The organism is Mycobacterium sp. NGS22 (genome assembly GCF_059813095.1).
In genome coordinates, this window is sequence record NZ_JCALDY010000008.1 from 39,703 (window position 1) to 59,642 (window position 19,940).

A 19,940-nucleotide genomic window follows, 5' to 3' on the forward strand; every position below is an offset into this window, starting at 1 on the left:
GATCGCGGTTGCTGTAGCTAGGGCCGACGGTTGGGGATCCCAAACCGTACTGCAGCGGCTCAGGTTCGCCGCGTTCACGCGTACACACCCGGGTCGCGACCGCGCCGGGTCAGCCACCAAAATTGTTCACCGTGCCGGGTGGTTTCGACGTACGCGGGCGGGCGTTGCGCGCCGGTGAGCTCGCCGCGTGGTTGGCCGAGCACAGTCTGGGCAATCGGTTCGGCCTCGCCGTCGTCGGCGACCAGGCGCTGGCGATTGTTGCCGCAGACGGCGACGGCCGCTCTATCGACATCGCGGCGCTGATCGCCGACGACGAAGCAGCATTGGCGTCGTGGCTGGCCGATCCGGGCCCACCCAAGGCGGTGCACGACGTGAAGGCGACCATGCATGCGCTGGCGGGTCGCGGCTGGACGCTGCGCGGGGTCACCTCCGACACGCTGCTGGCGGCGCACTTGTTGCGGCCCGAGCAGCGGCGGTGGTCGCTCAACGACCTCCTGGTGCGTCATATGCGTTGCGCGTTGCCCGCCGAAGCCGTTGCAGAACAACACTTTTCGGCCAGCGAGCCGGCAATGCAGGCGCTGATCCTGCGGACCTGCGCAGTCCTGGACCTGGCCGATGTGCTCGACGAAGAATTGGCGCGAATCGACGCCTCATCCCTGCTGGGACGGGTGGAGCTGCCGGCCGCCGGGGTGCTGGCACGGCTGGAGACCACGGGCATTGCGGTGGATCAGGCAAGGGTGGCCGGTGATGAATTGCCGCAATCGATTGGCCCGGACGGGCGCATCCATCCCATCCTGGTCCCGACCGGCGCCGTGACTGGTCGGCTGGCGTGGTCGCGGCCGGCTCTGGGACTCGAGCTGCGCGCCGCGCTGGTCGCGGCGGACGGCTACCAGCTGATGACGGTGGGCTACCGCGACATCGAGAGGCGGATCATCGACCACATGACCGCCGGGGCTGGTCACCGCGAACTCGTCGAGGACGCGCGCCGGACGGGGTACGCGTCCACACTGCTGGGCCGCCGGCGGTATCTGCCCGACCTGTCCAGCAGCGTCCACCGGTTGCGGCTGGCCGCCGAGCGCGACGCCGTGCAGATGTCCGTCGAGGGCAGCGTCGCCGACTTGGTCAAGCTGGCGATGATCAACGTCGACCAGCTGATAACGGCGGCCGGGTTGAAGTCACGCATGCTGGCGCCGCTCGGTGACGACCTGCTGTTCGAAGTGGCCGACGGGGAACGCGGCACTCTGACCGACTACGTGGTGGCGCAGCTGACCGACGCCTATCCGATGGACGAGGCACCCGAGGTATCGATCGGGTAGCGATCACAACCGCCGCTGACCGGCCACCGCGCCGGGCGGAAACTGAAACGTGTTCTAATTACCCATCGACAGCTTGCGGTGGAGTCCCCCATGATGCGGTTTCCGAAGGTGCCCGCGGTGGCTCCCGTCGGTCAGCTCCCGGCCGGCGCGGTCGTGGACCTCCCTGGCCGGGGCAGCACGTATGTCTTCGATTCGGGTCCCTCCGACGGCCCGACCTTCGTGCTGCTGCACTCGCTCGCCTGCACCGGGATGATGACGTGGTATCCCGCGCTGGACGTGATCCGCGAATTCGGTCGCGTGGTGGTATTCGACCAGCGCTGCCACGGACAAGGAATCTCGCCGCCACGGATGCTGCTGGAAGACTGCGCCGACGACGTCGCCGCGCTGGCCGACGTCCTGGGGATCGACACCTTCGTGCCGGTCGGGTACTCGATGGGATCCCTGGTGGCCCAACTGGTCTGGCGGCGCCACCGCGAGCGGGTCGACGGGCTGGTGCTGTGCGCCGCCGCGGCCGCCGTCAGTCGCGCCGCCTACGAACGGGTGGCCACCGGCCTGTTCGCAGCCCTCATCGAGTCACTCACCCCGGCGCCGCGGCGCTGCGAGCCCGCCGCAGCGGTGACCCGCGGTCTGCTGCCGGACCACCAGTGGGTGCTGGGTCAGTTCCGCGCCACGTCGCCGGGCGGCATCACGCGCGCCGTCGCCGAAGTGGTCCGGTTCGACTCGACGTCCTGGGTGGCCGACATCGACGTGCCGACCGCGGTGGTCGTGACCATGAAGGATCGTGCCTTCGGCGTCCGCCGGCAGCAGTGGCTGGCCGACCAGATCCCGGACGCGGAAGCGATCGAGATCGACGCCGGGCACGCCGGGTGCACCTTCGCGCCGACGGCATTCGTCGCCGGGGTCAGCCAAGCGGTCGAATCGGTACACCGCCGCTTGCCCGCGTGCCACGATGGCAGGCGGGCAGTCCCGTAGCCCGACGCGTTCGCTGAGAGGAGCGGCGGTGAAGCGACTCAGTGGTTGGGACGTGTTCATGCTGGCCAGCGAGACGCCGAACGTCCACCAGCACACGCTGAAGGTGGCGGTCGTCGACACCTCCGAGTTCGAGGGCAAGGCGACGTTCGAGGCGTTCCGCGAGGTGTTCCGGGACCGGCTGCCGGTGCTCGAGCCGATGCGCTACCAGATGGTGGCCACGCCGTTGCGGTTCCATCGCCCGATCTGGCACGAAGACGCCCCACTGGACCTGGACTACCACCTGCAACACGTGCAGGTGCCCGCCCCGGGCGGCCGCCGCGAACTCGACGCGGTGATCGGCGCGATCGCCAGTTCACCGCTGGACCGCAGCCGCCCGCTGTGGCAGTTCTACTACGCCGAAGGTCTGGCCGACCGTCGCGTCGCGGTGATCGGCAAGGTCCATCACGTGCTGGCCGATGGTGTCGCCTCGGCCAATCTGATGGCCCGGACGATGGAGGACCCCGGCGCCGACCCGGCGCGACGGGCGCAACCGGGGGTGCCGCACCCGACCACTGGGGATGTCGCGCGTTTCGCGGCCCGCGACCACGCGAGCCGGATCCGGACGTTGCCGTCGGCGGTCCGCGACGGCGTGATCGGCGCCTACCGATTGCAGCGCCGGGCGCGTCAGCGTCTGCGGGAGCCGGAACTGGCCGACCGGTTCGATCCGGCACCCAGCTTCCTCAACCACAAGCTCTCGCCGGGACGGACTTTCGCCAGCGCCGCGCTGCCGTTGGCCGACATCAAGGCGGTCAGCAAGAAGCTCGAAGTGACCATCAACGATCTGGTGCTGACCGTCACGGCAGGTGCGATGCGGCGGGTGCTGCTGAACCACGGCGAATCCGGTCAGCGGCCGCTGGTCGCCTCGATTCCCACGGCCACCGACACCTCGCCGGACCGGATCACCGGCAACGCGTTGGCGACGATGCTGGTGTCGCTGCCAGTGCAGGTCGAGGACCCGATGGAGCGGTTGCGGCTGATCCGGACCTCGACGCGCATCGCGAAGGAGGACCACCAACTGCTCGGCCCGACCCTGGTCGGTCGGTGGCTGGAGTTCGTGCCGCCGACACTCACCCGCGCGACGTTCGGGTGGATGTCGCGGCGGGAGGCGCCCAACCAACTGTTCAACCTGATCGTCTCCAATGTCCCCGGGCCCCGCGAACGGGGCCACGTCGCCGGTGCCGTGGTGACCGAGTTCTATTCGGTGGGACCGCTGGCCGCGGGCGCCGCGCTGAACATCACCGTCTGGAGCTATGTCGACCAACTCAGCGTCGCGGTTCTCAGCGACGACACGACGCTGGACGACACCCACGAGGTGACCGAGGCGTTCGTCGCCGCCTTTGCCGAGTTGCGCGACGCGGCGGGTTTCCCCGGGACGGGAGAGGCGGTTTCGGCGCCCGCCGGCTGAGCCGCTGCTACCGAGATCCGTTGGCGAAGCCGGCCCCGTCCACCTCGACGGGCACCCCGGTCAGCCAGGACATGCCGGCCAGCGCCTCCAGGTCCTCGGGAGCGCTGGATGTCAGCTGATTCACGTTCGCACCGCCGGCCCGGTTGGCCAATTGCCATCTGCCGGTGCCCTTGTGGCCCCAACCGTGGGGAATGGCGACGGTTCCGCGGACAAGATCGGTGCTCAACGCCACTGCGATGGTGATCTGCCCATACGGCGAGCGCACCGTGACCGTATCCCCTTCGACGACGTCGCGCTGCGCGGCGTCGTCGGCATGCATTAATGCGGTGTGAGAACGGTTGCCGCGCATCAACAGTGGAGAATTGTGCAGCCATGAGTTCTCCGACCGGGATTCGCGCATGCCGATCATCCGCAACGGGTACTCCACCGGGGCAACCCGATTCGACAGCGCAGTGATCTCCTGCGCGATAGCGTTGTGCCGCAGCTTGATTCGTCCGCCGAAGTATGCAACCACCTCGTCCAGCAGACCGGTTCGGAGGTGCGGTGCGACGACGACCCCGTGCGGATGACGGCCGGACAGCCGGCGGAAGGTCAACCCGCCGCGCCGGATACCGAATCGGTCGCCCCCTTCGGACATCCGGATCATCAGGTCGACCACCGGCCTGGGCTGCATGCTTCTGCCCGTCGCGGCCAGCACGCGCCGCAACCCGGACAGCGCCGCGAACACCGGTGTGCGGGTGGCTATTCGGGCGATCAGATCGGTGATGATGTCCCACTCGGTGCGCGCCTGGCCCACCGGCTCCACGACCGCCTCGGTGACCTGACGGAATGGCGTGGCCTGGAACGTCTGGAAAGTCACGGCGAAGTCGTCGCGCTCGTACATCGTGGTGACGGGCAGCACGTAGTCGCAGTGCGCCGTCGTCTCGTTGACATACAGGTCGAGCCCGACCATCAGGTCCAGACCGGCAACGGCCCGCTCCAATTCGTCGCCATTGGGGACCGACAGCACCGGATTGCCGGCCCCGACGAACAGCGCCTTGATCTGCCGATTGCCGGGCGTGGTGATCTCCTTCGCCATCAGCGCGGCGGGTTCTGCCCCGATGGCCGCGCCGAAACCCCCGACGCGGGTGCGTTTGCGGCGGTAGGTGCGGCGCAGCGACCAGCCCGCCAACTTCAGCGTCCACTTCTGTCCCGGCATCCCGAGGGTGCTGAAGACGCTGCCGCCCGGACGGTCGAGGTTGCCCGCGACCAGGTTCACCGCATCGATCAGATAGGTGGTCAGGGTGCCCTGTCTGCCCACGCAGGTGCCGAGGCGCCCGTACACCGCGGCCCGCGGCGTGGAGGCCAGCGTCCTGGCCAGCGTGCGCACCGTCGCCGGCGCGATCCCGGTGTGCCGTTCGGTGCGCTCCGGAGTGAACGGCGCGCACTGCTGTTCCAGCCATGCCACGTCGTCGGCGCAGTCCGCCACCGCAGCGCGATCGACGAGCGACTCGCTGAACATCACTTCCAACAGCGAGAGCAGCAGATACGCGTCGGTGTCCGGCACAATGCCCAGCCACTCGAACTGGGCGGCTGTCTCCGAGCGGCGCGGGTCGACCACGATCACGCGGCCGCCACGCTTGACGATGTCGTGCATGCGGTCTTTGATGCGTGGGGCGGTCAGGAAACTACCGTGCGAGACAACGGGATTGGCTCCCATCATGACCAGCAGGTCGGTACGCGACAGGTCCGGGATCGGCACCGACATCGGCGATCCGTAAAGCAGTTGACTGGCGATGAGCCGACTGCTGGTGTCCTGCGACGACGACGTGAAGAAGTGGCTGTGCCGGCCGATGCCCTTGATGAACGACATCGCGGCGAACAGGTGCGAGTAGCTGAACGCCGCCGGATTGCCCAAATACCAGCCGAATGCGCCGGAGCCGTGCGCGCGGTGGATCGCCGCGACGCGGGTGGCGATGTCGTCGAGCGCGTCGTCCCACGACACCGGTTCGAACCCGGTCTCGGTGCGGCGCAACGGTGTCTGCACCCGGTCGGGATCGTTGACGACCTCGGCGAACGCAATACCCTTCTGGCAGGCGAACCCGGCGGACAGCGGATGGTCTTTGTCGGGACGCAACGCCACCAGCTTGCCGTCCTCGACGGTGGCCACCATGCCGCACAACGGCTCGCAGATCCGGCAGAACGTGGGTTTGTGGACGACATGGCCAGCCATCCAAAAGATCGTACTGTACGGCTTACGGTATTTCCCGTGGTCGGCCGCCGGAGCGCCCTACAGGTCGAGCGCGCCGACCCCCAGGGCCGCGGCGTTGACCTTGGTCAGCGCCTCACGCAGCTGCTCGAGTTCGGCAAGATCGACACCGAGCCGTTCGACCACCGCCGGCGGAACCTTCAGCGCCTGGCGACGCAGCTTGCGCCCCTGCGGGGTCAACTCGATGTGGGTGGTCCGCTCGTCGGCGGCGTTGCGGGTACGGGTGATCAAGCCCTGCGCCTGCAGCCGTTTGAGCATCGGTGAAAGGGTCGCCGGATCCATTTGCAGCAGCGCGGCAACGTCTTTGACCGAAAGTGGCGCTCCGCCGGATTTGGCGTTGTCCCACAGGGCCAGCATCACCAGGTATTGCGGATGGGTCAGTCCGAGTGGCTCGAGCAACGGACGGTACACCGCCAGCACCGCGCGGTTGGTCACGGCCAGCGCGAAGCAGACCTGACGCTCCAACGACAAGGGGTCGATGTCCGGGGCAATTGCCGTGGCCGTTTGTCGGCGCATCGTCGCGGCTCCTCGCACTAGAACGGGCTACTGTTCGCCTGCCACTCTGCTGATTCCGGGCGCGGCCCGAAGCGGCGTGCGTAGTCCTCGTGGATGTGCGCGTCGCGTTGGCGCTTGAGTACGTCGACGAGATTGGGATCCAGACCGTGCTGCGCCAGGCGGTGTCGTCGCCACACCTTGTTCAGTGCGAACGCGATCAGCAGGCTCCAGATGTAGATCGGCGCCGTCATCTCCAGGTGCACGTACAACGACGCCGGCAGCAGCCACAACGGCGCAAGGACGAATAGGGGCGGTATCGAGACCCGGATCATGTGCCGGCGGATGGCGCCCGGGCCGGCGAGGTCGTTGGCAACCCACTCGCGCATCGAGTCGGGCAGACGCCGTCCGTACGAGTACGTGAGGTACTGCCAGAGGTTCGGGCGCGCGGAAGCCATCATCGCTCCTGAGTTTCGGAATTGCTTTGTATCCCATAGTACGCCAATAGTTAGCGCCCTAACTATGTTGGGCGAGTCACATCGGGGTGCGTGCTGGTCGTCGCACGGCCTATGGTCGAGCTGTGACCATCGGCTACGACGACGCGCTGCGTGAACAGATTCGGGGCCGGCTGGCGCAGCACGAGCGGCGTGCGGTGACCGACCCCACGAAGCGGCATGCCGCGGTAGCGGTGGTTCTCGTCGATTCCGAGGCCGGCGAGGACAGGGTGGACCCCGCGCCGGTGGACGACTGGATCGCCGACCGGCCAATGCCGGGCGGCCTGGACGGACACATGGTCGACGTAGCCGGCGGTGCGGCTTTCCTCCTGTGCCGCAGGACATCTCGTCTCTCGTCGCATGCCGCGCAGTGGGCGCTGCCGGGTGGCCGGCTGGACCCGGGGGAAACCGCCGTCGACGCCGCGCTCCGTGAACTGGACGAGGAGGTCGGCGTCACGCTGCCCGGCTCGGCCGTGCTGGGCCTGCTCGACGACTACCCGACCCGGTCGGGATACGTGATCACCCCGGTGGTCATCTGGGGCGGTGGCCGGCTCGATCTGCGGCCGGCGCCGGCGGAGGTGGTCGCCGTATACCGAGTGGGGTTGCATCAACTACTGCGTGAGGATTCCCCGCGCTTCATCACGATCCCGGAGAGCCCGCGTCCGGTAGTCCAGATACCGTTGGGTAACGACTTGATTCACGCACCGACTGGCGCCGTGCTGTTGCAACTTCGATGGTGGTGTTTGGAAGGCAAGCACGACCCGGTCGACGAACTCGAGCAACCGCTGTTCGCCTGGAAGTAGGCGGTACGGACACTAGTGTCCCGGACGGACGCGTTCTGACCCTACGGTTCGTCGTCGTCGTCGTCGTCTTCGTCGTCGTCGGGTTTGAGTGGTTTTTCGGCGTGGTGCATGCAGTTGATGTAGGGGCGGCCGTGGTCGAGGTGTTTGGGCGGGATCCATTCGGTTTGGCCGTGGGCGTTTCGGCAGGTGGTGTATTTGCGTAGTTCGACCATGCGGTTGTGCGGTCCGCAGGCCAGGGTCAGTTCGTCGATGTGGGTGCGGCGCTTGGCGAACCAGCCCTCCAGATGGTGGACCTGGGTCCAGTAGCCCTTGACCGTGCAACCCGGGCAGGTGCAACCCCGCTCTTTAGACAGCAGCACCAGCCGCTGCTCGGGGGAAGCGATGCGCTTGCCGTGGTAGAGGGCTTTGGTTTTGTCCTTGTCGAACACCGCCAAATATTGGTAAGCGTGGCTGGCTTGGGCGATCACATCGGCCATCGGCAACAGGGTGCCTCCGGCGGTCAGCCCGTGTCCGGCGCCGGCTTCGAGTTCGGCCAGGGTGGTGGTGATCACGATGCAGGTCGGCAACCCGTGATGGCGGCCTAACTTTTTCGACATCAGCAGCGCGCGCAGCGCGGCCAGCAGCCCGTCGTGGTTGCGTTGCTCAGCACTGCGGGCATCACGCTGCACCGCCTCCTGCGGGGCGCGCCCGTCGACGGTCGGGTTTTCATCGGCGGGGTTACACATTCCCGGGGCGCCCAGTTTGGCCAGCACCGGCTCCAGGGTGGCCCGAAACTGCGGGGAGATCAGCCCGCTGATCTTGGACATGCCGTCAGACTGCTGGCGCCCGATGGTGATGCCGCGTCTGCTGCGGGCCCGCTCGGCCTCGTCGGGCACGAAGTCGCCGTCGGGTTTGAGGCAGTCCTTGAGGACCCGGGCGTATTCGGCCAGCTCGTCGGGGCGAAACCCGGTGCCCACCAACACCAGCTTGGCTTCGGCATCAGCACGGGTGGGTGCGTCCACCGCCTCGGGCAGCTTCTTGAAGAACTTCTGGACGATCCCCACCTGCTCGCCGCCGAGCAGCCCCTCGCGCTCGGCGGCGGCCACCGCCGGCAACACCGGCTCCAGCGGCTCCCCCGTGAGCGCGCGGCGCGGACCCAGATCCGCGGCGTGGGCGATGCGCTGAGCGGCCTCGGCCTTGGTGATCCGCAACCGATTCGCCAACGCCTCGCGCAACGAACCACCCAGCTCGCCGGCGGTGGCTTCGGCACCGAGTTGATTGATCAACGCGTGCTGAGGCACCCGCGCCCGACGGATCCCCCGCTCGATGCGGTCCATGATCTCCAGCCGCCGCGAATTGTCCTGCGCATCAAAACTCAACTCGCACAACCGATCCAAAGCATCACCATACGCGACGAGGACCTCCTCGATCTCCGCGTACGTGCTGGCCGGCATGCCATGATTCTACGAAGGGGCACCGACAAGCACGCGAAGCCAAAGACGAAGCTGTGCACAAACATTCAACTGTGGATAAGTGCGGATGCGGAGCCCGACCGGTCGACATCCCGCAATAGCGCCTGGTGTTGTCCACCGAGGTGATAGGAGGTGCCGGTGCGCCCACCTCCTGCGTGGTCACCAGGCGCAGGTTGCGTGCTGAGCTCGAGATGCGTTAGTGGGCAACTACATTCGTTGAGTCGCGTCCATCGACCACAAAACGTCTGCGGCAGCGGCCAATTCGTCCAACCTACGTCGATCCGCGCTGAGGCGAGACCTAGTCGCCGCCGCCACACCCGCCGCCGCAGCCCCCGCCATCGCCGCCACTGCAACCGCTGGCATCGCCGCCGCCGCAACCACCCGACCCGTCCGAACCCGATCCGGACGACCAGATCCCACGGCCCCCGTTGCGTCGGGCGTCTGGCGAGTTGCGCAAACCTTGGACGACGCCCCAGAGCAGCAGGCCACCGGCCCCGCCGATGATGCCCAGTACGACGCTCGACATGTGCCAAGGTTACGCCGGATATCACGCGTATCTGCCAGTATCTCGATGCGCCGCTCTACAGTGATGCGGTGCGGTATCGACGACACGATCGATACGAACGAGCAAGCCGTGCGGTCGCTGATCTCCAGTTGCCGGAGGCCGTCTTCAAGACGTGCCCCTGGCAGCCGCGCGCGCTCGTCGAGACCGGGTTGCGCCAATGGCTTCGGTGCTGCGCACCGGCGTTGCGGGACAAACAGGTGATCGGCATGCCGTCCCACGCGGTAGACGAGGCCTGGCACGGTCTGATCCTGTGTACCGCCAGATATGCGACGTTCTGTGATCAGGCGTACGGCCGGTTTCTGCACCACCACCCCGATGGTGCTGCGCCGGAGGGGAGCCGCGCGGCGAGCGATTCGGCCGACGAGCAACTGCGCCGCACCGTGATCGCCTGGCACTTGGTGGCTCAACCCGGTGAGCAATGCGTGCTGTGGGACCTCGACGAGCAGGTCGGAGTCGAACATCCCTGGGGCATCCCGGCGGCCCGGGTCACCGAGATCCGGACCGCGGCCGCGCGGCTCGTCTGACGGGGTTGACGTGACCCGCCGCAGAACCGATCCGGGTGTGCTGTACAAAAATCATGTGCCAGGCGATTTTCCCGACGCCACCGACGCGGCTTCGTTGCCGTACTTCGTGCGTGACGAAAACCATTACGTCCCAACCGTTATCGCCCGAGGGGGCTGGGGGCCTTCGCTGAGCGGCCACGTCGTCGGCGGCCTGCTCGGCTGGGCGGCAGAACGCGCGGTCGACGACCCGCAGTTCCAACCGGCACGGCTCACTGTCGACCTGCCCCGGCCGACCGCGCTGAAACCGCTCGAGGTGCACACCCGCGTGCAGCAGGACCGGCGACGGCTGCGAACCGTCGAAGCCACCATGATCCAGGACGGGGCGATCGTCGCGAACGCCAGCGCGCTGTTCTTGCGGCGCGGTGAACAGCCCGACGGACAGGTGTGGTCGACACCGGTGCAACTGCCGCCGCTGCCAACCGATCCGGACGGCGTCCAGTCACTGTTCATCCGGACCTACGGTTGGGGCACCGAGGTGCAGAATCCCGATCCGGAATGGACGCAACAGCAGGGTCCCAAGTACACCTGGCTACAGGAGACCCGGCCTCTGATCGACGACGAACCGTTCACGCCCTTCACCCGTGCCGCAATGGCAGGCGACATCACGGCGTCGATCGCCAACTGGGGCACCAAAGGGTTGCAGTTCATCAACGTCGACTACACGCTCACCCTGAGCCGACTGCCCGACGGACCTCATATCGGTCTTGCGTCACTGACGCACTACAGCAACGACGGGGTCGCCACCGGCGCGGCCGTCCTCGTCGACCAGAACGGGCCGATAGGCAATGGTGTCGCGGTCGCCATCGCGCAATCCGGATTCCGTCCCACCTCGGCGAAGCCACCGGACGGTCAATGATCCCGATCACTCAGCAGACACAGCGCGGTGAGCAACTGCCACAACAGGATCGAGTACACACTGCCGCGTTCCCATGTGCCCTTGGGAATCGACTGCAACACCGGCAACCCGCTGGCGAATCCCACAAAGCATAGGAAACCCAGCGCTGCAATCGCTTTGGAGACCCTGCGGTACCAGGCGCGCTGACTGAGCAGGCCCGAACCGGCCACGATGGCGGCGTTTCCGCCCACGATCGCCAGCACGGCCCCGATGGCGTGCAACGTGCCGCGGTGCACGGTGCCGACTATGCAGTTGCCGACGGCATTCGCGGCGGCCAGGCCGAGCAGGACACGGGCGCCGCCCATGGGCGGCCGACCGATGATCAAGCCCGCTCCGAGCAGGAACAGCACGCCTTGCCAGCAGAACGCGAAATGCATCAGGCGCGTCCGAGGACCGAACAGGCCGAGGTCACTGATGTAGTTGTGCGCGTAGCTGTAATCGGATCCGAGGGCGGTTGCCGCGATCGCCTCCAGGAGCAGGTATCCGACTGGTCCCAGGATCCACAGGACGGCCCCGAGTCGCGCTGCCAAGCCAGCTAACCTCTTCCGTGCCTACTCACGCCGCGGGAACCAGATGAATGTTCCTGGCGCCCTTGACGTTTCGCAAACCCGAGCAGTTCACGCAGCCGATGCAACCGACGCAATCGGTGCAGCGCACGCACGCGAAGCAGGCAACGCAGCGGGTGCAGGCCACGCAGGCCAGGCACGCCACGCATTCCCGCACGGCGACGCACACCACCGTCAGCAGGCTTGCGACCACCGCGACGCTGCCGGCAGTGGCCGCCGATGCCGCGACCGCCACGCTGCCCGCGGTCGCAACCGATCCCGCGACCGCGACGCTTCCTGCGGTCGTCGCCGACCCGGCCACCGCGACGCTGCCGGCAATCGCGACTGAACCCGCCACCGCGACGCTGTCCTGTACGACGATCGAGCCCACCACCGATTCACTGTCGGCGGCAACCGCCGAATCCAACGCAATCGCCATGGCTGCCATCATGGCAGCCGCCCGACGGAACCTCGGCGCGGCCTAGCGGATAGCCAACCCGGTCAGCGCGCGAGAGATCACCAGGCGCTGGATTTCGCTGGTGCCCTCGAAGATCGTGAAGATCTTGGCGTCCCGGTGCATCCGCTCCACCGGGTAGTCGCGCGTGTAACCGTTGCCGCCCAGGATCTGGATCGCCTCGTCGGTGACGTAGACGGCGGTCTCGCTGGCGACCAGCTTGGCCATCGAGCCCTCGGCGGATTCGAAGTTCTGGTTGTTGCGCGCCATCCAGCCGGCCCGCCATACCAGCAGCCGGGCAGAGTCGATCCGGCTCTTCATGTCGGCCAACTTGAACGCCACCGCCTGGAACTCGCCGATCCTGCGGCCGAATTGCTCACGCTGGCAGGCGTAGTCGAGTGCGTACTCGTAGGCGGCGCGGGCCACGCCGACGGCCATCGCGCCGACGGTGGGCCGGGTTCGCTCGAACGTCTTCATCGCCGCCTGTCCGCCGGCGGACGCGCCGGACTTGACCCGGGCGATCCGGGCCTCGAACTTCTCCCGGCCACCCAGGATCGCGTCCTCGGGCAACCGGACGTTGTCGAGCACCACCTCGGCGGTGTGCGACGCGCGGATGCCGTGCTTTTTGAACTTCTGGCCCTGCGCAAGGCCTTTGGTGTCGGGCCCGATGACGAAGCTGGCCTGGCCCCGGGTGCCGAGTTCGGGATAGACCGAGGCCACCACGATGTGCACGTTGGCGATACCACCGTTGGTGGCCCAGGTCTTGGTGCCGTTGAGCACCCACTCGCCGGTCGCCTCGTCGTAGCGCGCCCTGGTGCGGATACCGCCGACGTCGGAACCGGCGTCGGGCTCCGAGGAGCAGAACGCACCCAGTTTGGGCTCGTCGGCGGTGCCGAACATCTCGGGCAGCCATTGTCCGAGCTGCTCGGGAGTTCCGTTGCCCGCCAACGCCGCTGCGGCCAGCCCGGTGCCCATGATGGACAACGCGATGCCGGCGTCACCCCAGAACATCTCCTCGAACGCGGTCAGCATGCCCAGTCCGGTCTCCTCGGCGGCCTGCTGTGCGAAGAAGTCCGGGGAGTACAGACCGACCTTCGCCGCCTCCTGGATCACCGGCCACGGGGTTTCCTCGCGCTCGTCCCATTCGGCGGCGGCCGGGCGGATCACGTCGGCGGCGAACTTGTGCACCCAGTCGCGCACCTCGATCACGTCGTCGCTGAGTTGCATGTTGAAAGTCACGGCTGTGCTCCTGATGGTGTCGATTTCGGTGTTCGGTACTGCGCGAGGACGCTGAGCGTCTGATTCACCCACGCCTCGAAGTAGCGGTCTTCGTCGATGTTGCCGGGCAGCCGACCGGTCAGCGCCTGCAGCGTCGCGGCGTACGACAGCGATCCGATGGCCACTGCCGCGGCCGCCTCGGGATCCGGAATGTCGGTGCGGCCGGTGCGGTTGGACGCGGCGAGTTCGTCGGCGAATCGCTGGTAGGCGTTGTCGGTGATCACCTGCCAGGTCTTGTCGTCGAGGTCGCCGAGTTCGTCGGGCTCCCGGAGCATGACCTTCAGCAGATCCTCGCTTTCCTTCATGTGGTGCCAGATCAGCCGGCCTGCGGTGCGCACGGCGTGTTCGACGCCCTCGGGCTCTTCGGCGTCGTACTGCTCGCGGGCGGCGACGACCCCGTCGATGCGGTGTGCGACGGCGGCTTCCAGCAACTCGCGTTTGGAGCCGAAGTGCTTGTAGAGCGCCCCGGATCCGGGTGCCAGACCCGACGCCCGTTGGATGTCGGCCACCGACGTGGCCGCGTACCCCTTGGCCGCGAACAGCTTCAGCGCTTCGGCGAGTAGCCGGTCGCGTCCAGCGGTTCCCATAAGGTGAGAGAGTACTCACTCACCGACGTGACCGGCAAAATCTGTGGCAAGCATCACCGGGCCGTCAGGCGAGGACCACCAAGCCGCAGCTTCCCGCACCGAACGACGATCCTCGTCAGAAGTAGAACCCGGCGTAGGGCGCCTGCGGCACGGCGAACAACCGATCGGCCGCCGCCAGCACGGCAGGATCTTCCGCCTGCACCAGTCCGGCCACCGCGAGGCCGGCCCAGGTCGCGCCGCCCAGCAGTACGCTGCCGAGCCCGGCGATTCCGACCCGCAGTTGCGGACGCTCCCCGGTCGGCTCGGCACCGTCGCCGGTGACAGCGTAGGTGGCCGAATTCTGTTGCAAGAGCGGGTCATCGACGGCGATGGTGACCGAGTCCGCACCGGCATAACGGCGGGCCGCCAGGGCCTTTGCGACGTCGACGATGCGCAGCCAGGTCTCGTCGTACACCGCGGTGACCTTCGCGGCCCGCCGATCGCGCAGCAGCACCGGCAGCGGATCGTCGAGGGGCAGCATCCAGAACACCACGCGGTCAATGAGATCCAGTCCGAAGAGGAACCGCAGCAACCCGAGGTAGGCGTCGGGGCTTGGTGCGAAGAGGTCTTCCACCACAATGGTGCGCTGATCGCTGACGAACCACTTCTCGGTGTCGATGGGACGGTAGCGCACGAAGCCCGACTCGGCACCCGGTTCACCGTGCACCGCGAAATACGAAGGCCCCGGAGATGATTCGTTGCGCAGCCGCACGCTCTGCCACCACACCTGGGATCGGTCGAGGCTGCCGGGTCGGGACGGCCGATGCGCGGAGTAGATGCGCGGCAGCAGCTCCCACGCTTCGGCCGCATCCAACAACCGAACCGGACCCCCCGAGCCGGCGCCGGGACGTAACGCCGCCCGCGCCGTCGTGACCTCCACGCTCTGCACCGAACTCGCCACGCCGTAGCCGTAGCGCTCGTAGATCGTCGCCTCCGACGCCCGCAACGTCGCGACCACTTCGCCGCGGGCGGCGAAGTCGCGTAGTTGGTGGTGCACCAACTCGGTGGCGATGCCCTGCCGGGTGGACGACGGCAGCACCCCGATGTGCGTGACAGCGGCATGGCCGACGATCGCTCCGCCGGGCAGCGTCAGCCGGCTGGTCACGGCATCTGCGGTGCCGACCAGTCGGCCGTCGACGAACGCCCCGATAGTGCGCCCCGGTTCCAGCAGGGTGCCGATCTGGCCGGGCTGCAGGCTGAGCGGCGGGAATCCGACCATCGCCGTGCGGAACACGTTGGACGCCGCGATGAGCTGTTCCTCGGTGTCGAGCACGCGGATTTCGGTGTTCACCGGCCTATCATGCCGCGAGGCAAGAACTTTGGAGTGCGCGGCTCGACACTGACGGTCGGCCGAAGCAGATCAGCTGGCGGGATTGCGCGAGCGCTCGCAGCAAATTGCCAGGGAAGTGTCCTTCGCTGCGGCGTTAGGCCATGGCGCCAGGTGGGTACATGTTTGAGTGAACGGTTGTTCGCAGAGCTAAAACGGGGCGCGGCCCGCAGCGCCTTGGAGGCTCAATTCGCGGAGGAGTATTCATGCCTGAAGTCGCACTTCATCACGACGGATACCCGAAGTATCGCCGGATGGTGCGCTTCGATTGGTCGGACACGCCCCTGCACTGGGTGCCGGATGACCCGTTCTCGACACACATGATCAATGTGTTGCACCTGCTGCTGCCGGAGGGAGAGCGGCATTTCATCAAGGCCGTCCTCGAGGCGTCGTCGCTGGTCGACGATCCGGAACTGGAAGCGGCGATCAAACCTTTCATCCAGCAGGAGTCCTGGCATGCCTGGGCGCATCAGATCGTGCTGGACCATCTGGCCGAACAGGGCATCGACACCAAGCCGTACACCGACCGGCTCGGCAAGACGTTGTCGGTCAGCCTCGGTGATCCGCCCAAGTTCTTTCCGCCGGCGCTCAAACGCTGGTGGCTGTATCGACGCCTGGCGGATGTGGCCGCGCTGGAACATTTCACCGCGATGCTGGGCGAGTGGGTGCTGACCAACCGCGGTCTGGACTACGCGAAAGCCGACCCCATGATGCTGGATCTGTTGCGTTGGCACGGGGCCGAAGAGGTCGAGCACCGCTCGCTGGTTTTCGACGTCTACCAGCACGTGTGCGGGAACTACGCCATCCGGGCTTTCTCCATGCTGATGACCGCCCCGCTGTTCATCGGCTGGTGGATCGCCGGCGCCAGATACCTGATGAACAGCGACCCGACCATCGACGACAAATGGCGGTGGCGCGACTGGATGCGGGCGGCGCGTCAGTACCGGCTGCCCGGACCCTGGAAACTGCTGGTGACCTCACCCGCCCGGTACATGCGGCCCAGCCATCACCCCGGCGCCGAAGCCGACAGCCAGATGGCGATCGATTACCTGAACTATTCGCCGGTGGCCAAGGCGGCCCGCGAACGCGCGCGTGGCGCAGCACGTTTCGACAGTTTCGATGGGGGAGCGGAGAGGGTCGCGGTGCGATGAGAGTCTCGGTGGATCTCGACACATGCGATGGGAACGGCGTCTGCATGAGCATCTGCCACGAGGTGTTCGACGTACGGGAAGACGGGCTGCACGTACTTCAGGACGAGCCCGAGGCAGCGCTGCGCCAGCAGTTGAAGGGCGCTGAAGTGTCCTGTCCGACGCAGGCGATCACGGTGCGGGACTAAGTGATGCCGACCGATCTGAAACGGGTGGTCGTCGTCGGCGCCGGGGTCGCCGGGACGCGGGCCGCCGAGACGTTGCGGTTGGAGGGCTACGACGGCGAACTCACCGTCGTGGGGTCCGAACGGCACGCGCCGTACCATCGTCCGCCGTTGTCGAAGAAGTTCCTCAGTGGGCAGGTGCACCGGGCCGGCATCGATCTGGCTCCGCAATTCGATATGGAGGCACGCGTACTGCGCGGAGCATCGGCGCTGAGCGTCGACATGTCCTCGAGGACCGTGCGGGTCCGAGACGGTGACGACGAACTCGCGCTGCCGTTCGACGGTCTGGTGATCGCCAGCGGCGCAGTCCCCCGCGAATGGCCGGCGGGACCGGTTCCCGACGGCGTCTTGGTGCTCCGCACGGTCGAGGACTGCCTGGCCATCCGCGAACGCCTTGCCTCGCGACCCCGGGTAGTGATCGTCGGTGGGGGATTCATCGGTGCCGAGGTCGCGGCAACCTGCCGCTCGATCGGGTTGGACGTGGTCCTCGTCGAGCAGGGTGATAATCCCTTACTCGGCGCGCTGGGAAAGGAGTTGGCTCCCCGTTGGGCCGACCTGCACCGTCAGCATGGCGTCGACCTGCGCGTCGGCGTCGGCGTCGACGAGTTCATCGGCAACGGGCAGGTCCAGTCGGTGCGACTGACCGACGGGTCGGAGCTGCCGGCCGACCTTGTCATCATCGGGCTGGGGGTGACTCCGGCCACCGATTGGCTGGACGGCTCGGGACTGCGCGTCGACGACGGCGTCGTCTGCGACGCAACAGGCGCAGCCGAAGGCGGTGAGGGCGTCGTCGCCGTTGGTGACGTGGCGTCGTGGTGGCATCCGCTCTATGAGCGCCAGCTGCGTGTCGAACACTGGGACCATGCCGGCCAGCAAGGCGTGGTGGCGGCTCAAACGCTGCTCGCGGGGCCCGGACACGGACGTGAATATGACGAGATTCCGTACTTCTGGTCCGATCAGTATGCCGTCAAGGTCCAGATGCTGGGTGTGCCAACGGATTACGACGCAGTCGAGGTTGTCGAAGGCGATCCGGACGGGTGGGAATTCGTTGCCGCCTATGGACGCAACGGCCAGACGATTGCGGTTTTGGCAACCGTGACAGGGCGAGTGGGGGCTTACCGCGACGCGATCGCCGACCGCGCGCCGTTCCCGCCCAGCCGGCCGGATTAGAAATCAGTTGCCCGCCAGATGGTTACCGGCGGCGGTGACCAGAGCCGCTTCGGTCCAGCGCCGCAGCACCGCGGACCACGCCGGTCGATCGGTCGAGTCTCCCGCCCAGGCGATGTAGCCGTCGGGACGCACCAGCACCGCCGGGCCGTCGTCCGTCCGTTCGGCCTGGACCAGGTCGAACGCATCGACGGGGTGTGCTCCGCGTTCGCGGACGAGCACGAAACCCGGTAGCAGACGCTGCAATTCGGTCAGTCGCCGTCCGGTCATCAGCGGAATCTGGGTGGCCCGGGTGCCCACCAGCGGGCTCTCGCCGCGCCGGCGCGGATACCGCAGCGCCGTCCCGGCGAAACTGCCGGCTACCGCGTCCCGTACCCGGGGCCGACGTAGCAACAAGGGCGCCAACATGTTTCGCAGCGCGCGTGCCGGCCGCGGATGGAGGGTGACGGCCCGGGCCAGCAGGCCGGATTGCAGCAGGACTCGCTTGCCGATCGGGTGACGCTCGTCGTGATAGGTGTCCAGTACGGCATCGGCGGCGCCGTCGAGTACCGCGTCGATCTTCCATGCCAGGTTCGCCGCGTCCTGGATGCCGGTGTTCATGCCCTGCCCTCCCATCGGGGAGTGGACGTGCGCGGCGTCGCCTGCCAGGAAGACGCGGCCGTGCCGATAGCGCGTGACTTGCCTTTCCTCAGAATGGAAACGGGACTTCCACTCGATGTCGAGCACGTCGAGGTCGGCGCCGATCGATTGGGCCAGGATGCCGGTGATTTCGGCGTCTCGTACCGGTTCGCTGTCGGGTAGCTGGTTGTTGCGGTCCCAGACCATCGTGCGGTACCAGGTGCCGGCGGCGTCGGTGCGGCGGTAGGGCGCCAGGAACGCGAAGGTGTTCCGGGTGCTGCCGACTCGCAGGCTGTCGCCGGCCGGTCGGCGTGCCACCTTGATGTCGGCCAGCACCACCGACGACAAGATCGTCTTTCCGGGAAAGTCCGCGCCCAGTAGCGTGCGAACCGTGCTGTGCGCACCGTCAGCACCGATGACATAGCGTGCGCGCCAACGGGTTCCGTCTTTGGTCGTGACGGTGACACCGTCGGCGTCTTGCTGGAGTTCGGTGACTTCGACGCCGCGGCGGATGTCGGCACCGTGGGCGGCGGCGTAGTCATGTAGTGCCTGGTCGACATTGACCTGCGGCGTCACCATCACGAAACGGTAGGCCGAGTCGAGATGGGTCAGGTCGATGCGCGCACCGCCGAAAATCGTCACACCCGGCGCCCGATGCGCCTGAGCCAGCAGATCCTCGGCCAGGCCGCGGGCGTCCAGCACCTCGAGAGTGCGGGCCATGGTGGCGAACGCGCGGCTGGACGGGTTCACCGTCGGCCAGCGGTCGAGCACGATCACCGACCGGCCCGCCCAGGCCAGGTCACCGGCGGCGGTGAGTCCGGTGGGTCCGGCGCCCACGACCAGCACGTCAACGTCATGAGCGGTCATTTCGCCACCGCCTCGGGGTACCAGCGCCGGATGTCGTCCGGGGTGGACTGGGCCGCGCGATTGAAGACGAATCGACAGCCGGGTTGGCTGATGTGCGCGGCGTTGATGATGGCTTCGAACAGCAACGTGTTGGCTGCGACCAGTCGTACGCCGGCTCCGATGAGTACCGCGTCGTAGTGGCCGGCTTCCAGCCACCGGCGGGCTTTGGCGGCACCGGGCTCGCCGAAGCCGATCAGGCAGTTGTCGACGTGGTAACCGGCGGCGCGCAACGCGGCGACGTTGTCGTCGTTGGCGGCGCGCAGCCCCTCCCTGTTCAGGCCCGGGAACTGGGCGAAGTCGGGCGAGGAGTAGTCGATCACGTCGGGATCGAGCCCGATCTGGATTGCTGTGACGGCCATGTCCGCTACCTCCTGCCGCGAGTTCAACAACTGTTGAATCTCAAC

General features: G+C 67.3%; 20 protein-coding genes and 1 pseudogene. 9 read left to right on the forward strand and 12 right to left on the reverse strand.

The genetic code is table 11. From position 1 onward, the window contains the following. Positions 1-131: 131 nt before the first annotated feature. The 3 genes and pseudogenes from AC5Y47_RS09655 to AC5Y47_RS09665 all read left to right on the forward strand — a co-directional run. Positions 132-1,316: pseudogene (locus tag AC5Y47_RS09655) on the forward strand (DNA polymerase); the annotation flags it as partial. A 90-nt stretch (positions 1,317-1,406) separates the two neighbouring features. After that, entirely contained in the window at positions 1,407-2,288 is an 882-nt protein-coding gene (locus AC5Y47_RS09660; protein ID WP_499943727.1) for an alpha/beta fold hydrolase, read from the forward strand. Between the two features lie 28 nt (positions 2,289-2,316). After that, the gene (locus AC5Y47_RS09665) at positions 2,317-3,732 is read left to right on the forward strand and encodes a WS/DGAT/MGAT family O-acyltransferase (RefSeq protein WP_499943728.1); all 1,416 of its coding nucleotides are present in this window, start codon (positions 2,317-2,319) and stop codon (positions 3,730-3,732) included. Between the two features lie 7 nt (positions 3,733-3,739). Here AC5Y47_RS09665 and AC5Y47_RS09670 read toward each other — a convergent pair whose 3' ends face one another. From AC5Y47_RS09670 to AC5Y47_RS09680, 3 genes are read right to left on the reverse strand one after another with little or no spacing between them, the layout of a single operon-like run. Then, positions 3,740-5,944, reverse strand: coding sequence for a molybdopterin-containing oxidoreductase family protein (locus tag AC5Y47_RS09670; RefSeq protein WP_499943731.1), 2,205 nt, complete (start codon positions 5,942-5,944; stop codon positions 3,740-3,742). A gap of 57 nt (positions 5,945-6,001) precedes the next feature. Next, the gene (locus tag AC5Y47_RS09675) at positions 6,002-6,496 is read right to left on the reverse strand and encodes a MarR family winged helix-turn-helix transcriptional regulator (RefSeq protein ID WP_499943732.1); all 495 of its coding nucleotides are present in this window, start codon (positions 6,494-6,496) and stop codon (positions 6,002-6,004) included. A gap of 17 nt (positions 6,497-6,513) precedes the next feature. Further along, a complete protein-coding gene (locus AC5Y47_RS09680; RefSeq protein ID WP_499943733.1) occupies positions 6,514-6,930 on the reverse strand; it encodes a DUF5313 domain-containing protein in 417 nt (138 codons plus the stop codon). Positions 6,931-7,052: 122 nt separating this feature from the next. Between AC5Y47_RS09680 and AC5Y47_RS09685 the strand changes: the two genes are divergently transcribed. Further along, positions 7,053-7,769, forward strand: coding sequence for an NUDIX hydrolase (locus AC5Y47_RS09685; RefSeq protein WP_499943734.1), 717 nt, complete (start codon positions 7,053-7,055; stop codon positions 7,767-7,769). A 41-nt stretch (positions 7,770-7,810) separates the two neighbouring features. Here AC5Y47_RS09685 and AC5Y47_RS09690 read toward each other — a convergent pair whose 3' ends face one another. Both AC5Y47_RS09690 and AC5Y47_RS09695 read right to left on the reverse strand, forming a co-directional pair. After that, positions 7,811-9,202, reverse strand: coding sequence for an HNH endonuclease signature motif containing protein (locus tag AC5Y47_RS09690; protein WP_499943735.1), 1,392 nt, complete (start codon positions 9,200-9,202; stop codon positions 7,811-7,813). A gap of 316 nt (positions 9,203-9,518) precedes the next feature. Further along, a complete protein-coding gene (locus tag AC5Y47_RS09695) occupies positions 9,519-9,746 on the reverse strand; it encodes a hypothetical protein (protein ID WP_499943736.1) in 228 nt (75 codons plus the stop codon). A gap of 68 nt (positions 9,747-9,814) precedes the next feature. Here AC5Y47_RS09695 and AC5Y47_RS09700 point away from each other — a divergent pair, with 68 nt between their 5' ends. Then, positions 9,815-10,309, forward strand: a complete 495-nt coding sequence (locus AC5Y47_RS09700; RefSeq protein ID WP_499943737.1) for a UCP032817 domain-containing protein — start codon at positions 9,815-9,817, stop codon at positions 10,307-10,309. Positions 10,310-10,415: 106 nt separating this feature from the next. Then, entirely contained in the window at positions 10,416-11,204 is a 789-nt protein-coding gene (locus AC5Y47_RS09705) for a thioesterase family protein (protein WP_499943911.1), read from the forward strand. Here the strand turns inward: AC5Y47_RS09705 and AC5Y47_RS09710 are convergent. The 5 genes from AC5Y47_RS09710 to AC5Y47_RS09730 form a co-directional block, all read right to left on the reverse strand. Then, positions 11,198-11,773, reverse strand: a complete 576-nt coding sequence (locus AC5Y47_RS09710) for a DUF998 domain-containing protein (protein WP_499943739.1) — start codon at positions 11,771-11,773, stop codon at positions 11,198-11,200. The two genes, AC5Y47_RS09705 and AC5Y47_RS09710, sit on opposite strands and share 7 nt — an antisense overlap. 25 nt (positions 11,774-11,798) lie before the next feature. After that, a complete protein-coding gene (locus tag AC5Y47_RS09715; RefSeq protein ID WP_499943740.1) occupies positions 11,799-12,227 on the reverse strand; it encodes a hypothetical protein in 429 nt (142 codons plus the stop codon). 42 nt (positions 12,228-12,269) lie between these two features. Next, positions 12,270-13,481 (reverse strand): acyl-CoA dehydrogenase family protein, encoded by a 1,212-nt coding sequence (locus AC5Y47_RS09720; protein ID WP_499943741.1) that lies wholly within the window; start codon positions 13,479-13,481, stop codon positions 12,270-12,272. Continuing rightward, on the reverse strand, positions 13,478-14,107 hold the full coding sequence (locus tag AC5Y47_RS09725; RefSeq protein ID WP_499943742.1) for a TetR/AcrR family transcriptional regulator: 630 nt from the start codon (positions 14,105-14,107) through the stop codon (positions 13,478-13,480). The genes AC5Y47_RS09720 and AC5Y47_RS09725 overlap by 4 nt, the downstream gene beginning before the upstream one ends. Positions 14,108-14,222: 115 nt before the next feature. Then, a complete protein-coding gene (locus AC5Y47_RS09730; RefSeq protein ID WP_499943743.1) occupies positions 14,223-15,437 on the reverse strand; it encodes a GNAT family N-acetyltransferase in 1,215 nt (404 codons plus the stop codon). A gap of 242 nt (positions 15,438-15,679) precedes the next feature. Between AC5Y47_RS09730 and AC5Y47_RS09735 the strand changes: the two genes are divergently transcribed. Genes AC5Y47_RS09735 through AC5Y47_RS09745 form a run of 3 tightly spaced genes read left to right on the forward strand, consistent with a single transcriptional unit; the run spans position 15,680 to position 18,015 of the window. Continuing rightward, positions 15,680-16,624 carry a metal-dependent hydrolase gene (locus AC5Y47_RS09735; RefSeq protein ID WP_499943744.1) on the forward strand — a complete coding sequence of 315 codons (945 nt, stop codon included), beginning with the start codon at positions 15,680-15,682 and terminating at the stop codon, positions 16,622-16,624. Next, positions 16,621-16,809 carry a ferredoxin gene (locus tag AC5Y47_RS09740; RefSeq protein WP_499943745.1) on the forward strand — a complete coding sequence of 63 codons (189 nt, stop codon included), beginning with the start codon at positions 16,621-16,623 and terminating at the stop codon, positions 16,807-16,809. The genes AC5Y47_RS09735 and AC5Y47_RS09740 overlap by 4 nt, the downstream gene beginning before the upstream one ends. A 3-nt stretch (positions 16,810-16,812) precedes the next feature. Beyond that, complete coding sequence (locus AC5Y47_RS09745) at positions 16,813-18,015, forward strand: NAD(P)/FAD-dependent oxidoreductase (RefSeq protein WP_499943746.1); 1,203 nt, start codon at positions 16,813-16,815, stop codon at positions 18,013-18,015. Between the two features lie 3 nt (positions 18,016-18,018). Here AC5Y47_RS09745 and AC5Y47_RS09750 read toward each other — a convergent pair whose 3' ends face one another. Both AC5Y47_RS09750 and AC5Y47_RS09755 read right to left on the reverse strand, forming a co-directional pair. Continuing rightward, positions 18,019-19,497: an FAD-dependent oxidoreductase gene (locus AC5Y47_RS09750; protein WP_499943747.1), complete on the reverse strand. Its 1,479-nt coding sequence runs from the start codon at positions 19,495-19,497 to the stop codon at positions 18,019-18,021. Further along, complete coding sequence (locus AC5Y47_RS09755; protein ID WP_499943748.1) at positions 19,494-19,895, reverse strand: hypothetical protein; 402 nt, start codon at positions 19,893-19,895, stop codon at positions 19,494-19,496. The genes AC5Y47_RS09750 and AC5Y47_RS09755 overlap by 4 nt, the downstream gene beginning before the upstream one ends. Positions 19,896-19,940: the final 45 nt, after the last annotated feature.

Excerpts from the sequence above, each read along its gene's own strand:
- AC5Y47_RS09660 (WP_499943727.1), top strand. The coding sequence starts at position 1,407 with ATGATGCGGTTTCCGAAGGTGCCCGCGGTGGCTCCCGTCGGTCAGCTC.
- AC5Y47_RS09670 (WP_499943731.1), bottom strand. The coding sequence starts at position 5,944 with ATGGCTGGCCATGTCGTCCACAAACCCACGTTCTGCCGGATCTGCGAG.
- AC5Y47_RS09675 (WP_499943732.1), bottom strand. The coding sequence starts at position 6,496 with ATGCGCCGACAAACGGCCACGGCAATTGCCCCGGACATCGACCCCTTG.
- AC5Y47_RS09680 (WP_499943733.1), bottom strand. The coding sequence starts at position 6,930 with ATGGCTTCCGCGCGCCCGAACCTCTGGCAGTACCTCACGTACTCGTAC.
- AC5Y47_RS09690 (WP_499943735.1), bottom strand. The coding sequence starts at position 9,202 with ATGCCGGCCAGCACGTACGCGGAGATCGAGGAGGTCCTCGTCGCGTAT.
- AC5Y47_RS09695 (WP_499943736.1), bottom strand. The coding sequence starts at position 9,746 with ATGTCGAGCGTCGTACTGGGCATCATCGGCGGGGCCGGTGGCCTGCTG.
- AC5Y47_RS09715 (WP_499943740.1), bottom strand. The coding sequence starts at position 12,227 with ATGGCGATTGCGTTGGATTCGGCGGTTGCCGCCGACAGTGAATCGGTG.
- AC5Y47_RS09725 (WP_499943742.1), bottom strand. The coding sequence starts at position 14,107 with ATGGGAACCGCTGGACGCGACCGGCTACTCGCCGAAGCGCTGAAGCTG.
- AC5Y47_RS09735 (WP_499943744.1), top strand. The coding sequence starts at position 15,680 with ATGCCTGAAGTCGCACTTCATCACGACGGATACCCGAAGTATCGCCGG.
- AC5Y47_RS09740 (WP_499943745.1), top strand. The coding sequence starts at position 16,621 with ATGAGAGTCTCGGTGGATCTCGACACATGCGATGGGAACGGCGTCTGC.
- AC5Y47_RS09745 (WP_499943746.1), top strand. The coding sequence starts at position 16,813 with ATGCCGACCGATCTGAAACGGGTGGTCGTCGTCGGCGCCGGGGTCGCC.
- AC5Y47_RS09750 (WP_499943747.1), bottom strand. The coding sequence starts at position 19,497 with ATGACCGCTCATGACGTTGACGTGCTGGTCGTGGGCGCCGGACCCACC.
- AC5Y47_RS09755 (WP_499943748.1), bottom strand. The coding sequence starts at position 19,895 with ATGGCCGTCACAGCAATCCAGATCGGGCTCGATCCCGACGTGATCGAC.